The following is a 15029-nucleotide window of genomic DNA, read 5'->3' on the forward strand; positions in this document are numbered from 1 at the left end:
CTTTAGATGAACTTAGTGACCTCCTTCCAGAATGGGAGGCCGAGCGGACCAAGCCCGGGGCACCGTGGCTTAGAACACCGATCTCTTCAGAAAACTGATATGCCTACTGGCAATATGGTACCGTGCACCTTTTGATGTTCGTTCGACCCTGTCATTATTACGCCTAGATTGATTGTGGTTTGAACCGCGCCGGGATTGCCGGAGGCTGTTTCGTTTGAGTCACGCTGCCATGGCCGGCTCCTCCAGCATGGCGTAGTGGCGTGCCTCGGCTTCGGCCGGCGGGGCGCGACGTTTTTCAGGCGCGCAGTATGAGGGATCGGGCAATTTCGTCTCGTCCGGCTCTCCCGTCACCCAGGTGACTGCGGATGGCTCCGGTCAGTATGAGCTCAACCTGGTCAATGCGCCGATCGCCGAGGCGGCGAAGGCGGTGCTCGGCGACGCACTTCACCTCAACTACGTTGTCGACCCGCGCGTACAGGGAACGGTGACATTGCAAACATCCCAACCTGTGTCGCAGGACTCCTTGGTCGATATTCTGGAATCGGCGCTTGCCGTGAACAACGCCGGCATCACCAATCGTGCCGGCACCTACCAGATCGTGCCGCTGTCCGACATCATGTCCAGCACGCCGTCCGTCAGCGTGCCGTCGGTTTCGCCATCCGGTCCCGGCGTCAAGGTGCAGGTGCTGCAGCTGCAGTACATCGCAGCCGACGAGATGAAGACAATTCTCGAGCCGATCACTCGCCAGGGCTCGGTGCTCAGGGTCGATTCCACCCGCAATTTGATCACGGTCGCCGGCAACAACAGCGATCTCGACGCTATTCGCGAAGCGATTTCGGTGTTCGACGTCGACTGGATGCGCGGCATGTCGGTCGCCCTCCACCCCCTGAAAACCTCGAAGCCGGCGGCCGACAGGCTGCCGGCCACGCCAATGTCGTGGCCGATGTCGAAAACAATGCGCTGCTGATCCAGACCACGGCGCGCGACTATGACCGCATCCATTCGCGACTGTGGCTACGACGCCGGGAATATCCTTGTTGTCTTCCCTCCAGAAGCGAAATTGGAAGGTATGGCGGCCATTTCACCAACATGGCTGGCTCATCACTGGCAAAAATGGGTTGATCCTTCTTCCACTCCGGACGACGTATGGGTTCTTAAAGGTGGCCGATTGGAACCTGAAAAACTACCCGATGAATAGAGACGGGGTCCCTCCTTCTTTGGGTGCGCAGGTGCACGACCTGCCGGCGATTGTTAGCTGTACATCCGCACCAGAATTATGGTGACAGTGTGCTTTTTGTCATGCTCACAGGGCTGCCATGAAGGCGCCGACCTGGACGGCCAGGCAAGTGAGATTCTCTCACCCTTGTCGCATTGGCCGAAACCAACCGCCGGAATTACGGTAATTACGGTGACAGTGCACTTTTTCCTACGTCCGCCTGCCTGTCATTGTGTGCAGATTAGTTGCAACCCTGCGGCAGGTCCGGAAACCACAACGCGGGCAAAGCGCTTGGAGGCAGGCGCTGTCGAATGGACCTCTGTAAGAGATAGCCAAGCGGGCCGGAATTGGCGATACTTGAAACAACAAAGCTGTGGCTAATCGAGCCCCAGCCAGACGATCTTCGCCCACAGCCTCGACAGTGGCGCTGGCACCAATCCGCGGCTTGATGTGGTGACCCAGACCGACCAGATCAGTGCGACGCTCACGCGTCAGTCGAAGACCGTGTCCTCGACGCGCGGCGATGTCGTGCAGGTGGTGCGCGATCTCGGCGGTCTCGCCCTGACGGAGGGCCGCAGCTACGATGTTCTCGGCCGGCTGATCGGGGTCAGTGATCCCGGCGGCTCGAACTGGACCTACAGCTACGACATGCTCGGCAACCGGCTGTCGGCCTCCGATCCCGACCTCGGCGCCTGGTCCTATATCTATGACGCCGCCAACCGGCTCATCAGTCAGACCGATGCCCGCGGCACCGTCACCACACTGGCTTACGACCAGATGGACCGGCTGACCTTGAAGACGGCAACAGCCTCGGGCGGCAGTGCGGTGACGCTGACCCAGAACAGCTACGACCAGGCAGCGGCCGGCTTCTACAACATCGGCCAGCTGACGACCTCCACCAACCCGGCGGCGACGCAGATCTCCAAGTATGACGGTTTTGGCAAGGTCGCCCGCCAGGATGTCACCATCGGAACGCTGACCCACACCACGACGAATGTGCGCGATGCCTCGGGCCAGACGATGGCGACAAAATATCTGCCGGTGCAGCTCGACTTCGGCACTTCTGCCGCCCCGCTGCAATACACCGCCGCCAACAAGTTGCTCTCCGCCCCGGGCTTCATCACCTCGACCCTCTACGAGGCCGATGGCCAGACCAAGGAGATCAGTTATGCGAACGGGGTGAAGACGTCCTTCACCTATTCGCCGACGCGGCGTTGGCTGACCCGGGTCACCACGGCCAAGGGTGCAACAATCCTCCTCGATAATCAGTACGCCCGTGACTTCATCGGCCGCATCTCCGGCACGACCGGGCTCTCCGCTTCGGACAGCTGGACCTATGGCTATGACAGTGCCGACCGGCTGACCTCTTCCGACAATCTCGGCGACAACACACTCGACGAGACGTTTGTCTATGCCGCCAACGACAATCTGACCTCGCGCACCCGTGTGGCCGGGACCTATGTCTATCCCTCGGCGAGCGCCGCTCGTCCGCACGCTCCAACAGCGGTCGGCGCCAAGACGCTGGCCTATGACGCCAATGGCAACATGACCTCCGACGGCACCAGGACGCTGGTCTGGGACGAGGCCAACCGGCTGAAGACGGTCACGCTGGCCGCCAACACCGTCTCGCTGTACGGCCCCGACGGCGCGCGCAGCAAAAAGGCCTCGTCCTTCGCCACAACGCTCTATCCCGATGCTTCCGTGGAGATCAATCCGGCGACTCCGGGGGCAGAGATCTACACCCGCTATCCCCATCCCGACATCAAGGTGACCGGCACCACCAAAGCCTTCCTGCATCGCGATCACATGGCATCCGTGCGCATGGTCACAGACGCCGCGGGCGCCATCGTCGAACAAACCAACTACGCCACCTATGGCGAGCGCCTCAACACCGGCTTCCAGACGCAAAAGTCCTACATCGGCGAGCGCTTCGATCCCGAGACCGGACTGCTCTACCTCAATGCACGATACATGGATCCCGTGCTCGGACGGTTCATCTCGCCCGATGACTGGGATCCGACCAAACCAGGCGTCGGTACCAATCGATACGCTTATGCCCAGAATGATGCAGTCAATAAGAGCGACTCGAACGGGCATGCAGGACTTGTAGATGCGCTCGGAAGGGACCCACGGGGTCGTTTTATGGAAGCGAGCGCAGCGTTGGCAGGCGTCGCTGCTCTATCGCTTGCACAAGGCGCAATAGCTAGCGCAATAGTTAGCAATCCGACGGATTTAGGACTATCCTCACCTGCTCCAGATCTCACAGGCCCGAGTGTATCGGCAAGAACGTGGGACACCTATAGAGAGGTACAGGCTCAAAATAGAACGCTAGCACAAAGCGTGACCAACAACGAAACCAGGCAGGCCCACCATGTCGTTCAAGACGCGGCTGTGAGAAGTCTGCCGGGATATAATCGCAGTGTGGCTCCCGCAGTATCAGTGTCAGCTTCACAGCACTACCAAATGACCGCGTTCCAGCGAACTCTGACAAGGGAATGTGCCGTTACCTATGCAGGGACCATCCACGCGCGGCAAGGTCGCTTCGGCGCCGTTGCTTTGGACCAGGATCACCTACGGAATCCCAAAAACCATCCGCCCGTCATCAATTCCTCAATCAACGGACGGCGCCTAAGGTTGCCGCCAACAAAAGCTGTGGCTAATCACGCTTCCGCGCTCCTCCTGATATCCGCGTCACACCAGCAACTGTAATCTCGGTCTGGAAAACCTCGGCGAAGAATCAGCCGGGGTGGCGGGCGACTGATCGTGGCAACACTCAACGAGCAATTCCTGGATTTCTTAGACTGGTGGCTCGATGAGCTACGAGGGGTCTGGACGCGGACTTGCCCTAAGCAAATGCAATCTTCCACCAGCGGCTGGATCGTCAGTGTCGCGGACGCCGGTATCCGCGCGCGCGAGGCAGACGCGCTCGAATTTCTATCGATCCCTTTGGCGCCGAACGCCACAGCGGACGAGATCTCCGCGCTTCTCCAGACTGGGCTTCGGCGAAAGCGGCCGACTTTCGATATCCAGATCCAGTCGGGGTTGTTTCTGACGCGGCAATTGGCGACGCGACGACTGCCGCTTCGGCAAGCGAGAAATATGGCGGAGCTTGACTTACTGGCGTCCACGCCATTCGACCCGGCGCAGGTGCATGTCGTCTTCGCCAAAGGTGTGGACCAGGACTGTTTCTACCTTGTCGTGAAGACCAAGACGCTTGCGGCGGTTCTGGAAGCGGTCCGCCGTTTCAGCGGAACGGTCGGTTCACTGTCTCTATCTGATGCAGATCGGACTCTGCGGGCCGATCAGTTAAGCTTGGCTGCTGTCTGGCCCCCGACAAAACGTGACCGCCGCGCAAGATTCGGCTGGATAGCGGCGTGTTCAATCTTGCTTAGCGCGGCACTCGTCACCTTCGGCCATGCGCAATGGCGTTACTGGCAGGCCGAAACAGAACTGGATGCTCAAATCGCCGATGCCCAGATTCAAGCCAAGGCGGCTCGGTCTTCCCTGCAGAAACGCCAGTCTAACATCGAGCAGGTTGAAAGAATCCGCAACGAGAAGAAAACGTCCGCCTCGCTGGTTCGCGTCTGGGCCGAACTGACGCACCTTCTTCCCAATACCGCCTGGCTGACAGACCTGTCGTCGAAAGGCGACGAGCTGACGATCACCGGGTTTTCGACTTCCGCGGCCGAACTGATCGAGCCGATGGATGCATCGCCGCTGTTTTCCGCGCCCGAGTTTGCGGCGCCTGTCGTCAGGGTTCCGGGCCAGGACGGCGAGCGCTTTACCATCACCGCAAAGATCGAAGCGCTTTGACCATGCTCTCCACCATCCTCAACGCCCGCCCGATAATCCGACGCCTGATAGCCGTCGCCATCGCGGCAGCAGCAGCCTGCGCCACAGGCTGGGTGGTCTACATGGCGCTGGATAGCATCGCTGTGGCAGAAGCCGGCATACAGGAAAAGCGCGAAATGCTGGGCCAGTTGCAGGCCGTGGCAGTCCTGGCAAAACGCCTCGATGCCGCAGCGGTATCCGATCCTGCTGCGGCCTCAAATCCCGGGTTTCTGACAGGTGAAAGCGAAGCCATCATTCGCGGCGGACTTCAGACCCGGTTGAACGCGATTGCGGCATCGAATGGCGTGACGGTGCTGTCGGCCGGCAACGCCCCGGCGCTCAGCGAAGCAGGCGTGGATTTTATCGGGCTGCGGGCAAACTTTTCCGGAACCCTGGAAGGCGTCCACAGTACAATTCTCGCAATCGAAACCTCGCTTCCGGTCCTGTTCATTCGCGAAGCCACCTTGCGAACAACGAACGTCGGACCAGCGGCCGGCCGAACGGCAGACCCGGAGCTTTTTGCCGAGATCCTGTTCTACGGTCCGCTGCAAAGCAGGGCTACGTCCGCATCCCGCGAGGCGAAACCGTGACCGGCAAGTTCGCGGCGCTTGCTCTGGCGGCGAGCATTGCGGGTCTCGCCGTGGTCAATGCGTGGCTCTACGACACGCCAATCGACATTGCGCCGATCGTGTCCGCAAAGGGGCGCGACGGCGGGTTGGCGCCTAGCTCGGCGGGGTCACTTCAGATGCCGAACGCAGGCGATTTTACAGAGACCTTTGAACGGCCGCTGTTCAGTCCCACGCGTCGAAAATTCATCCCCGAGCCGGTCGCGCCGCAGCCAGTGGAAGTCGCTTCCGTGCCGGTCGAACAGCCAGCTCTAGTCCCGGAGAACGTTGCGCCGGCAGTTGTCCCGTTGCTGCTGGGGATCAGCATTTACAGCGGAGCGGCAAAAGTGTTGCTGCGGACCGCCGGCAGCGACGCCGCCCTCTGGTATGGCAAGGACGAAACCGTCGATGGCTGGAAGGTCTCCACTATCGACAAGGACCAAGCCGTGCTGGAACGGGACGGCAAGGTAACGCGAATATCGCTTTACCCGTCGAGCCAAGACGCATCGCCAGCCGGGAGGAGCGGCCAATGAGCAGCGATCGCGGCGACGACGAAAGCGCCAGCGCCGGTTTCTCGTTGGTCGCTGTGCTGGTCTTCATGCTGATCGTCTCTGCCATCGTTGTCCCCTTTGCCGTTACGGCGAAAACCCGGTTGATGATCGCCAACAATGAGGTCGAGCAGGAACAGCTGTCGCTGCTTGCCGAGGGCCTGGCCAATGTCCTGTCGAGCGAGTTGGCCGACGGTTCGACGACGGAAAAGCTGCTCCTGGATTCCTCGCTGACAAGTTGCCGATCGGGAGAATTCGCCTTCAATGTCCGCATACAAGACCATAGTGGACTGATCGATCTCAATGCCGCGGACGCTCATCTGCTGTCGCTCGGTTTTGCCTCGCTCGGCTTCGATGGACAGACATCCGAAACACTCGGGAAAGCAGCCATTCAGTTCCGAGGCAACGCGAATGCGTTCACTACGCAAGCCGAGCCTACCATCCCCATTGGGCCGTCCGAACACAAGCTGGCGCCGTTTGAATCGGTGTCCGAGCTGCAGGAGTTTTCGGCGCTTGCTTCGAAACCCTTGCATGACCTCTACAGTATCTTCACGGTTGATTCGAAGCGCGGCACACTCAGTCTCGATCATGCCCCGAACCGTCTTCGCGCTATTCTTGCTGATGGAGCTGGAAGTGGCGCTTCAGTCATGCAAGTGGCTGCCGAGGCTCCGGCCTTCACGGTCGAAGTCACAGCGAGACGAGACACGTCGGGGATTGCGGGCCAAGTCGGATTCATCATCGAGAGATTTCCAGCAAGCGCGGCAGGCTTTCGGCGTCTTTCACGAAGTCCAGCCGCGGAAATCGCGGAAATCGCATCGACATCTTCCAGAACCTGCGACGGACTCTTTGGGACTGAGACAGCGCGGATCTTGAGGGGATGGGCGTCGTGAACGTGGCTGCCCGGACATCGGGGATAGAGGCGTTTCTCGCCTTTCTCGAAAGCGAGAACGTGCTGAGCGGTCATGCGGCCCAACGCGCCTTGGGCGCATCGAAGACATCTGGCCACTCGTTCGATACGGTAATGACCGAACTCGGTCTGATCGGGGAGCAAGAACTTGCCGACAGCCTCAGTCGATTCATGAACCTACCGTCAGCTGTCGGCGTTCCGGAACAGTTCAACCCCGGGCTGTTCTCAAGCGTCCCGCTGATCTATCTGCGCGAAAACGCGATCCTTCCCCTGGAAATGGACGCCGAGCTGCTGATTGTCGCCGTAGCCGATCCCTTTTCGACGGCAACCATCGATGCGCTTGCGTTTCACTATGAGCGGACGCCGGCGTTGCGCATACTGCCAAGGCGGATGATTGCCGAATGCATCGACCGGCTCGAGCAGTCTGCCATCGAGGCTGTTTCCTCTGAAGCGAGCGGCGCCGAGTCTTCGAATTTCGGCCCCGACGACCTCGAGCGATTGAAGGATTTTGCCCGCGAGGCGCCGATCGTCCGCTTTGTCGCCGACACCATTCACAAAGCCGTCGACGCAAGAGCCACCGACATCCATATCGAGCCGCTCGAGGATCACGTCCGCATCCGGTTCAGGCATGACGGCATGCTGTCCACCGTCGATACGGCATCGACGGCGATGCTGTCCGGCATCTCGACCCGCATCAAAATCCTGTCGCGGCTCAACATAGCCGAGCGACGGCTGCCGCAGGATGGAAGGATGCGGATCGCCGTGCGTGGCCGGGATATCGACCTTCGCGTCTCGGTCATTCCATCGATTCACGGCGAAGCCATCGTGCTCAGAATTCTGGACCGCGCCGGAGTCGAGTTGCGACTGGGAAAGCTCGGCTTCGACGACGCCGCGCAAGCAAAAATACGAAGCATGTCGCAGGCCGCCAACGGCATCGTGTTGGTCACTGGGCCGACAGGCAGCGGCAAGACGACAACGCTCTATTCGATCCTCGCCGAACGCTCCCGGCCGGACGTCAAGGTTTTCACGGTCGAGGACCCGGTCGAATACCGGATGGCGGGTATCACGCAATTGCAGGTCAATCCTGCGATCGACCTCGACTTTGCCGCGGCCCTCCGTTCGATCCTCCGGCAGGATCCCGACATCATCCTGCTCGGCGAAATTCGCGATCGCGAGACGGCGCAAGTCGCGGTCCAGGCGGCTTTGACCGGCCATCTAGTATTTTCGACACTGCACACCAACAGTGCGGCGGGAGCGCTGACGCGCCTTCGCGACATGGGCATCGACGGCTATCTGCTCGGGGCAACGATCAGAGGGGTTATCGCGCAAAGATTGCTGCGCCGCGTCTGCCCGACTTGCCAAGCTGCGGATCAAACGAGTTCGAGCTGCCGATCCTGCAACGGCTCCGGCTATAGCGGCCGTACCGTGACTTACGAGATGCTGCAGGTGTCGCCGCGCATTGCCGAGCTGATCGACCAGGGCGCGGGCGAAATGGAGATCGGCAGAGCGGCAGTGGAAGACGATCTCGTACCGATGGCGGTCCATGCAAAGGCGCTCGCGCAAGCACAGGTGACCACAATCGAAGAAGTCCGGCGCGTCATCGACCTCAACGGAGGTGATTGATGCCGGCCTTTGCCTATCGCGCCTATCTTGTCGACGGAACCAGGGAAGCCGGCGTTCTCGACGCGTCGACCAAACAGGATGCTGCCCGCAAATTGGCGCAACAGGGTCGCCGATCCTATCATCTAGCTCCGGTGGACGGAGGAAAACAGCACATTCGCCTGCCGGGGCGCGGTACCCTGACGTTTACTCGACGGGTCGACCTCAGCCGTCTCTTTTCCGAGCTTTCGGTGCTTTTGAATGCCGGTTTCACCGTCGACCGGGCGTTAAGCGCGGTGATATCGGGCGAAGGCAAACATACGCGGCGCCAGCAACTGCAATCGGTGCTCGACCTTACGACCGGCGGCCGGCCGATCGCCGAGGCGTTTGCGAGCCTGCCGGGGATCACGTCCGACATCGCGGCTCTGCTTACCAGCGGCGAGCGCAGTGGCAAGATGGCATTCATCTGCCAACGGCTGGCGGATACTTTCGAAGCAAAAGCAAAGCGTCGTACCGCGATCATCGAAGCGCTGACCTACCCAGCTTTTCTTTTGGTCGTGATGGGCGGGGCGCTGATTATTCTGGCGACGGTGCTCGTGCCGGCGCTTGAACCGATTTTCCAGGGTTCATCAGCCGCCAAGCCATTCACAATGACGATGCTCTCAGCGCTTGGAACGATCTTTTCCGACTATCCATTCGTATTCCCACTCGCCGCAACGCTGGGCCTGCTCTTCTACCTCTTTTTGTCCAGGTCTCGGGGGGCAAAGACATTGCTCTCGCGCTGGCTGCTGAAGATCCCGTTGATCGGTTCGCTGGTCAAAGAGTCGGTGATTGCCCGCTATCTTGAGACCCTGTCCTTGCTGCTTGGCAACGGCGTGGCGATGACCGAGGCACTTGGCCTTTCGGCCAACATTTCCACGCAAAGTTCGCTGCGTGCAAGTTTTGCGGCGATCGAAGACGACGTGGCAAACGGCGCGGGTCTTCACAACGCAATCGCCAAAGCCGGTATTTTCGACAACGCCACCACTTCGCTCATCTCGCTCGGAGAAGATGCGAACGCACTTCCAGTCGTGCTGGATCGTGCCGGGAAAATGCTTCAATCGGCGCTGACGCGACGGATCGATACGACCCTGAAACTGCTGACGCCGGCCTTGACGATCTCACTGGGCCTTCTCGTCGGCAGCCTGGTCATTTCGGTGATGACCACGATCCTAAGCATCAACGATCTGGCGCTGCAATGAAGACCTTGCCTTCAGTCTCAGGGCGCACGGACGCGGCGGCCGGATTCACCTTGGCAGAAATGCTGGTTGTCCTTGCAATCATGGCCGTCGTCGCCGCCATCGCAGCACCAGGAATCGCCAGAAATTATCGGACCAAAAGTCTGGAAACGCTGACGAGCGGGATCACCACGCGACTGCGCCTGTCACGCACATCGGCGATTGCCACTGCCAGGCGGAAGCAAATCGTCCTTGATCCTCGTGCCGGCGCGATCCAATTCGACGAGCGGGACACGCTCATCCTCCCCGAAGACGTCAAGATGACCGTGACCACAGGCAAGGAAACCACAGTGGCCGATCGGCAAGCGATCCTGACCTTCCTTCCGGACGGCAGCGCTTCCGGTATGGAGATCGACCTGCAACGAAAAGGACAGACAGCTCGCGTCGAGGTCAATTGGCTGACCGGACTTTCAACGCGGCGCAAATTGCCATGAACTCGCGCACAGAGCCTCCTTGCGGTGAGGACGGGTTTTCCATCCTTGAGATGATCGTCGCGATGACGATCCTGGCGCTCGTGCTTGGTATCGCGAGCCAGTCGATCGTGATGGCCAGCCGCAGCATTGCAGCCGCCAAGGCGCAGGTCGAAGCCGTTAGGGCTGTGCGAACGATGTTAGCCAATTATGAAGCCAACACGGAATCCAGCGCTATAGGCTCGGAAGACCCGACCCAGTCGGGCTGGAGCCTGAAAGCGCGCAAGATCGAGGTCTCACGGGCAAAAATAACCGCCATCCTCATCCAAAGAACTGGTGCCGCGGGCGCGGCACGTGGCGTGCCGTTCCTGACGTTTGTGCCCGAGCAGGATTCGAACTCTCCGTGAACCGCCGGTTCACCCAACCTGTTTCAATTTTTGGCGGCGCCTGGTTGCCAAGGTTTCTCTTCCTCATTCTTGAACCTAACTTCAAATCGCCTCCGGATCAGCGTCTGAAATCATCAGCATCAGTCGAGGGATTTGCGCTCATCGACGTTCTGGTCGGCCTCGCTATGATCGGCGTGATTTCCTCACTGATGATCGTCTTTCTTGGGCAGGCCCGAACGATGATACGCATCGAGAAGACAACGGAGATGCAGATGGAGGTCGATTCTGCATCGCGGTTTCTTGAAACGGCAATCAGCGGAGCGGAGCCGCTGCCGTTGTCCAAATCGTCGCCGGAGAATGTGGTCTATCTCAGCGGTGACTCGGCCCGGATCGAGTTCAATGGCGTTCAGGCGATCGGGTTCAGATCCTCGGCACTGAGGGAGATAGCGATTTCGCTTGGAATTGGCGACAGTGACGGCCAGATTGGAAACGTCTTGGCCATCGTCCAAATGCCGCGGCGCGGCATCGAGACCGGCAAGTTGGTCGACAGCGACCCGGTGCGACTGATCGCTGGTGTGACTGCCGTAAAATTCGAATATCTCGACGGGTCGGCAGGAGCGACGTCCTGGTCGGCAGACTGGAGCGCCCAGCGACGCCTGCCGTCTGCGGTGCGGTTCACCATCTCAGTTGCCAGGGATGGCGCGACCTATTCGTCCAGCGGTTTTGCGCGCCTCGCCCTGGCAAACACTCCGTCGCAGCGCACCAACTGACAATCCCCGTTCGCTAGTTGGTGATGTCCTGATCTTCGCCGCTCCCGTCCGGCTTGCCGTCGCGGCCAAAAGTGCGGATCAACACTCCGCTCGCATCGGCCTTGACGTCGTATGAATAAGGTTTTCCCCACGGATCGCTAAGCCCGCTGGTTCCCTTGAGATAGGGCCCGTTCCACCTATCGTCGCCCGCCGGCGCAGTGACCAGCGCGGACAGCCCTTCTTCCGCCGTGGGGTATTTCGCGTTGTCGACATAGTAGAGTTCGAGCGCGCTCTCGATATTGCGGATTTGCGCTTTGGCCGCATTGGTCCTGGCCGAGCCGAGATAACGCAGGACCTGAGGCGCAGCGAGCGTGGCGATCAATGCGATGATGGCGAGCACGACCAGAAGCTCGACCAGCGTAAAGCCGTCTTCATGGCCCTCAACAATGCGATCGCGTTTCTTACCCGATGAAATGAAGCCAAGAGTGACCATTAGACCAGTCCCATATTCAAACCTGAAAATTGTTCCAGCGCCCAGGTGCAGCCAAGACCTGTCGCTATGAATGGACCGAAGGGAACGCGCGACCGTGCCGCTGCCGGTCCGGCCGTGACCACCTGTCCACCGATAAATAGAAGAGCAGTTGCGCTCGCGATGAACAGCAAGACCGGTAGAAGAAGCGGGCTGATCCAGCACGCCGCAGCGGCGAGCATTTTGACGTCGCCGAGTCCAAGACCGATCCTGCCGGTCATGACGAAGTGGCCGCGTCGGACGAGCCAGACAGCGGCGAGCGTAGCCGCAGCGAACAGGATTTGCGCCGGGACGTCGGCCGGCCGTGTCGCCATCTGGGAGCCAAGACCAATGCTGGCCAGGGCCAGATTGAGCCAATCCGGGATGACCAGCCTTCTGAAATCGACGATCGAAATGCCGGCAAGGATTGCCATGAGGGCTAAGGTCGCGGCCAGCACGAGATACGGATGTGTGCCCATGATCAATTGGCCAGTCTCTTCAGGTCCTGTTGCAGTTTGGTTCCGCCACGACGCATCTGGATCGGCGTCTGCAGGCTGATCTTGCCGCGGAATTCTGCCGTCACTTCGCGTGCCTCAGCGATGTCGCGGACAACCCGTGGGCGGATGAAGATGATCAACTCGGTTCGCCCGATGCTGTCGGTCTTGTTCTTGAACGCATTGCCGATGATCGGGATGTCGCCGAGGATCGGCACCTGGCCACGGTCGATGTTGTTGCGCTCCTGGATAAGACCGCCGAGCGCCAGGCTCTCGCCGTCATTCACCAGAACACGGGTCTGGATCTTGCGCTGCTGGATGGTCGGTGAATCGATGCCGGAGCTGGTTGTCTTGGTGACGTTGCTGACCTCCTGCTGGATATCGAGCATGACGCGCCCGGCATTGTTGATGCGCGGTGTGACCGTGAGAATGACGCCGGTATCCTTCATCTCGACTGAATTGACGATCGGCGCGTCGGCGGTCGTGGTTCCGACCGCCTGCTGCGTAATGATCGGAACCTGGTCGCCGACCTGCAGGATTGCCTTCTGGTTGTTGAGCGCCATGATGGTCGGCGCCGAAATCACATTGACGTCGGTGATGCTGGATAGCGCGTTCAGCGTGACCTGGATGTTGTCGGTCGCATAGGTCCAGCCAAGGCCAGGGAAGCTCGCACCGGTAAATCCACTCGCCACGTCGGTCAATGAGATTTTCATGCCATTGTTCTCGAAAAACCAGCGCAGGCCGAATTTCAGTTCATCCTTCAGCATCACTTCCGCGATCACGGCCTCCAGCATGACTTGCGTCGGCAGGACGTCGAGCTTGGTCAGTATGCGCTGGATGCGGTCATAGTCGCGCGCCGTGGTCTGGATCAGCAGCGCATTGTTCTCGACATCGGCAACGACATTGGCGTGGGCGGCTCGTTCGTCTTGCGCCAGTTCGAGCAACGGCGACGGCCCAGTCAACGGCACGGGCGTGATGCCGTCCGAAGCAAGCGCAATTGGCGTCATGTCTGGCGAAACATTCGCGCCGGCTGCATCTCCGCTGGTCTTGACTGAGGTACCAAGAACGGAACTCAGCACCTCGGCCAGCTCCTTCGCCGGGCGGTTCTGAATCTGGTAGACGAAAAGCTGGTCTTCGTTTGTCTCGGCAAGCTTGTCGAGCTTGCCGATCCATACTGCAGCGCGGCTAAGATACGCTGGGCGCGATGTGATCACCAGCACCGAATTCAGCCTGTCATTGGGAATGAACTGGATGACCTTGGCGCCCGGTCCACCCTTGGTCCCGAAGATCGAATCGAGTTCCGTGGCAACGGCCGCCGGCTTGGAGGTTTTCAGGGGATGGAGGGCGACCGACATGCCGCGCATCCAGTCGACATCGAACACCGAAATCGCTTCGCGAATGGCGTCGAGGTCGCTGTTGTTGCCTGCCACCGTGATCAAATTGCGGGTGGAATCTACCCTGAGCACCGAGCCTTGGCGAGTGATCGGCTCGAGAATGGTCTTCATCTCGTCGGCTGCGATATATTGCAGCTGCAGCACCTGCACCTTGACGCCCGGACCAGACGGCGAAACCGACGGCACGCTGACGGACGGCGTGCTGGACATGATGTCGGACAGCGGCACGATCTGGTAGGTGCCGGCACGATTGGTGATGCCGGCGTTGTTCACGGCAAGCGCCGATTCCAGAATATCGACCAAGGAGTCCTGCGACACAGGTTGGGATGTTTGCAATGTCACCGTTCCCTGTACGCGCGGGTCGACAACGTAGTTGAGGTGAAGTGCGTCGCCGAGCACCGCCTTCGCCGCCTCGGCGATCGGCGCATTGACCAGATTGAGCTCATACTGACCGGAGCCATCCGCTGTCACCTGGGTGACGGGAGCGCCGGACGAGACGAAATTGCCCGATCCCTCATATTGCGCACCGGAAAAACGTCGAGCCCCGCTGGCCGCCGTCAGGGGGCGGGAGCTGCCATATCCGGCCCGCAGGGGCGAGTTTTTCGCATGCAGGCTATCGACGGTTTCGGTAAAAAAATCCTTGCCCGATGGCGAGGTGCAGCCGGCGATCGCCAGCAACGTGCACAGCACGACACGATTACTCGACTTGATCAACATCCGCCCGATTCCCCTAGGTCCTTAGCCTAGAGCTTCTTCGCGTTGGACGCTGGAATTGCTGGCGTTATTTCGGGTCTGTCCACAAGGTAGGTGAGGGGCAATTAGCACGAGCGGTTATCGGTCCCCCGCCAAGTGCAAGACGTTTCCGCTTTCCGACGCTTAGTCGAATCGGATGGGAGCGGCGAGTCGTCTGGAGCGACGACTAGCAACGTCCTCGGTGGTTCGCCGCGAGACTTGCCCGTCTTGTCGTGTGGCTCGCAGCGCGCACGACCCATCAGGGTATGCCCCGAAGTGACGTCACGTGGCGCGGCCACCACCATGTAACATCTGGGTTGACATCGACTATTTGTGACAGTGTAGCCTCGGGCCTAAACCTTGAGGTGACAGT

15 protein-coding genes are annotated in these 15029 nt (G+C 60.0%); 12 read left to right on the forward strand and 3 right to left on the reverse strand.

All coding sequences use genetic code 11. The features are described 5' to 3' along the window. The first annotated feature begins 355 nt into the window (after window positions 1-355). The 12 genes from A9K68_RS09570 (at window position 356) to A9K68_RS09625 (ending at window position 11549) form a co-directional block, all read left to right on the forward strand. Window positions 356-967 carry a secretin N-terminal domain-containing protein gene (locus A9K68_RS09570; RefSeq protein WP_246811333.1) on the forward strand — a complete coding sequence of 204 codons (612 nt, stop codon included), beginning with the start codon at window positions 356-358 and terminating at the stop codon, window positions 965-967. Window positions 968-988: 21 nt separating this feature from the next. Then, a complete protein-coding gene (gene imm45 / locus A9K68_RS09575; protein WP_156768578.1) occupies window positions 989-1198 on the forward strand; it encodes an Imm45 family immunity protein in 210 nt (69 codons plus the stop codon). Between the two features lie 471 nt (window positions 1199-1669). Continuing rightward, window positions 1670-3925 carry an RHS repeat-associated core domain-containing protein gene (locus A9K68_RS09580; protein WP_163603000.1) on the forward strand — a complete coding sequence of 752 codons (2256 nt, stop codon included), beginning with the start codon at window positions 1670-1672 and terminating at the stop codon, window positions 3923-3925. A 54-nt stretch (window positions 3926-3979) separates the two neighbouring features. Then, a complete protein-coding gene (locus A9K68_RS09585; protein WP_065012155.1) occupies window positions 3980-5029 on the forward strand; it encodes a PilN domain-containing protein in 1050 nt (349 codons plus the stop codon). A 2-nt stretch (window positions 5030-5031) separates the two neighbouring features. Continuing rightward, entirely contained in the window at window positions 5032-5637 is a 606-nt protein-coding gene (gspM, locus tag A9K68_RS09590) for a type II secretion system protein GspM (protein WP_065012156.1), read from the forward strand. Next, window positions 5634-6185 carry a hypothetical protein gene (locus A9K68_RS09595; protein WP_065012157.1) on the forward strand — a complete coding sequence of 184 codons (552 nt, stop codon included), beginning with the start codon at window positions 5634-5636 and terminating at the stop codon, window positions 6183-6185. Before gspM ends, A9K68_RS09595 begins: the two co-directional genes overlap by 4 nt. A gap of 122 nt (window positions 6186-6307) precedes the next feature. Continuing rightward, window positions 6308-7090, forward strand: a complete 783-nt coding sequence (locus A9K68_RS09600; RefSeq protein WP_246811405.1) for a general secretion pathway protein GspK — start codon at window positions 6308-6310, stop codon at window positions 7088-7090. Further along, the gene (locus tag A9K68_RS09605) at window positions 7078-8730 is read left to right on the forward strand and encodes a GspE/PulE family protein (protein WP_065012159.1); all 1653 of its coding nucleotides are present in this window, start codon (window positions 7078-7080) and stop codon (window positions 8728-8730) included. The genes A9K68_RS09600 and A9K68_RS09605 overlap by 13 nt, the downstream gene beginning before the upstream one ends. 92 nt (window positions 8731-8822) lie before the next feature. Further along, window positions 8823-9947: a type II secretion system F family protein gene (locus tag A9K68_RS09610; RefSeq protein WP_246811334.1), complete on the forward strand. Its 1125-nt coding sequence runs from the start codon at window positions 8823-8825 to the stop codon at window positions 9945-9947. Further along, a complete protein-coding gene (locus A9K68_RS09615; protein WP_065012161.1) occupies window positions 9944-10417 on the forward strand; it encodes a prepilin-type N-terminal cleavage/methylation domain-containing protein in 474 nt (157 codons plus the stop codon). The genes A9K68_RS09610 and A9K68_RS09615 overlap by 4 nt, the downstream gene beginning before the upstream one ends. Window positions 10418-10467: 50 nt before the next feature. Then, complete coding sequence (locus tag A9K68_RS09620) at window positions 10468-10800, forward strand: general secretion pathway protein GspI (protein WP_246811335.1); 333 nt, start codon at window positions 10468-10470, stop codon at window positions 10798-10800. Between the two features lie 44 nt (window positions 10801-10844). After that, the gene (locus A9K68_RS09625; protein ID WP_246811336.1) at window positions 10845-11549 is read left to right on the forward strand and encodes a general secretion pathway protein GspJ; all 705 of its coding nucleotides are present in this window, start codon (window positions 10845-10847) and stop codon (window positions 11547-11549) included. A 13-nt stretch (window positions 11550-11562) separates the two neighbouring features. On the opposite strand, the gene gspG is transcribed toward A9K68_RS09625, so the two are convergent. The 3 genes from gspG to gspD are packed head-to-tail and all read right to left on the reverse strand — an operon-like array spanning window position 11563 to window position 14641. After that, window positions 11563-12021 (reverse strand): type II secretion system major pseudopilin GspG, encoded by a 459-nt coding sequence (gene gspG / locus A9K68_RS09630; RefSeq protein WP_065012163.1) that lies wholly within the window; start codon window positions 12019-12021, stop codon window positions 11563-11565. Beyond that, window positions 12021-12515, reverse strand: a complete 495-nt coding sequence (locus A9K68_RS09635; protein ID WP_065012164.1) for an A24 family peptidase — start codon at window positions 12513-12515, stop codon at window positions 12021-12023. The genes gspG and A9K68_RS09635 overlap by 1 nt, the downstream gene beginning before the upstream one ends. 2 nt (window positions 12516-12517) lie before the next feature. Beyond that, the gene (gene gspD, locus A9K68_RS09640) at window positions 12518-14641 is read right to left on the reverse strand and encodes a type II secretion system secretin GspD (protein WP_163603001.1); all 2124 of its coding nucleotides are present in this window, start codon (window positions 14639-14641) and stop codon (window positions 12518-12520) included. Window positions 14642-15029 lie beyond the last annotated feature (388 nt).

It is taken from the genome of Mesorhizobium sp. AA22, assembly GCF_001672375.2.
Taxonomy (GTDB): domain Bacteria; phylum Pseudomonadota; class Alphaproteobacteria; order Rhizobiales; family Rhizobiaceae; genus Mesorhizobium; species Mesorhizobium wenxiniae.

What these genes read in the sequence shown, in the direction of transcription:
- imm45 (WP_156768578.1), top strand. Translation starts at nt 989, where the DNA reads ATGACCGCATCCATTCGCGACTGTGGCTACGACGCCGGGAATATCCTT.
- gspM (WP_065012156.1), top strand. Translation starts at nt 5,032, where the DNA reads ATGCTCTCCACCATCCTCAACGCCCGCCCGATAATCCGACGCCTGATA.
- A9K68_RS09600 (WP_246811405.1), top strand. Translation starts at nt 6,308, where the DNA reads ATGATCGCCAACAATGAGGTCGAGCAGGAACAGCTGTCGCTGCTTGCC.
- A9K68_RS09605 (WP_065012159.1), top strand. Translation starts at nt 7,078, where the DNA reads ATGGGCGTCGTGAACGTGGCTGCCCGGACATCGGGGATAGAGGCGTTT.
- A9K68_RS09615 (WP_065012161.1), top strand. Translation starts at nt 9,944, where the DNA reads ATGAAGACCTTGCCTTCAGTCTCAGGGCGCACGGACGCGGCGGCCGGA.
- A9K68_RS09620 (WP_246811335.1), top strand. Translation starts at nt 10,468, where the DNA reads ATGATCGTCGCGATGACGATCCTGGCGCTCGTGCTTGGTATCGCGAGC.
- gspG (WP_065012163.1), bottom strand. Translation starts at nt 12,021, where the DNA reads ATGGTCACTCTTGGCTTCATTTCATCGGGTAAGAAACGCGATCGCATT.
- A9K68_RS09635 (WP_065012164.1), bottom strand. Translation starts at nt 12,515, where the DNA reads ATGGGCACACATCCGTATCTCGTGCTGGCCGCGACCTTAGCCCTCATG.
- gspD (WP_163603001.1), bottom strand. Translation starts at nt 14,641, where the DNA reads ATGTTGATCAAGTCGAGTAATCGTGTCGTGCTGTGCACGTTGCTGGCG.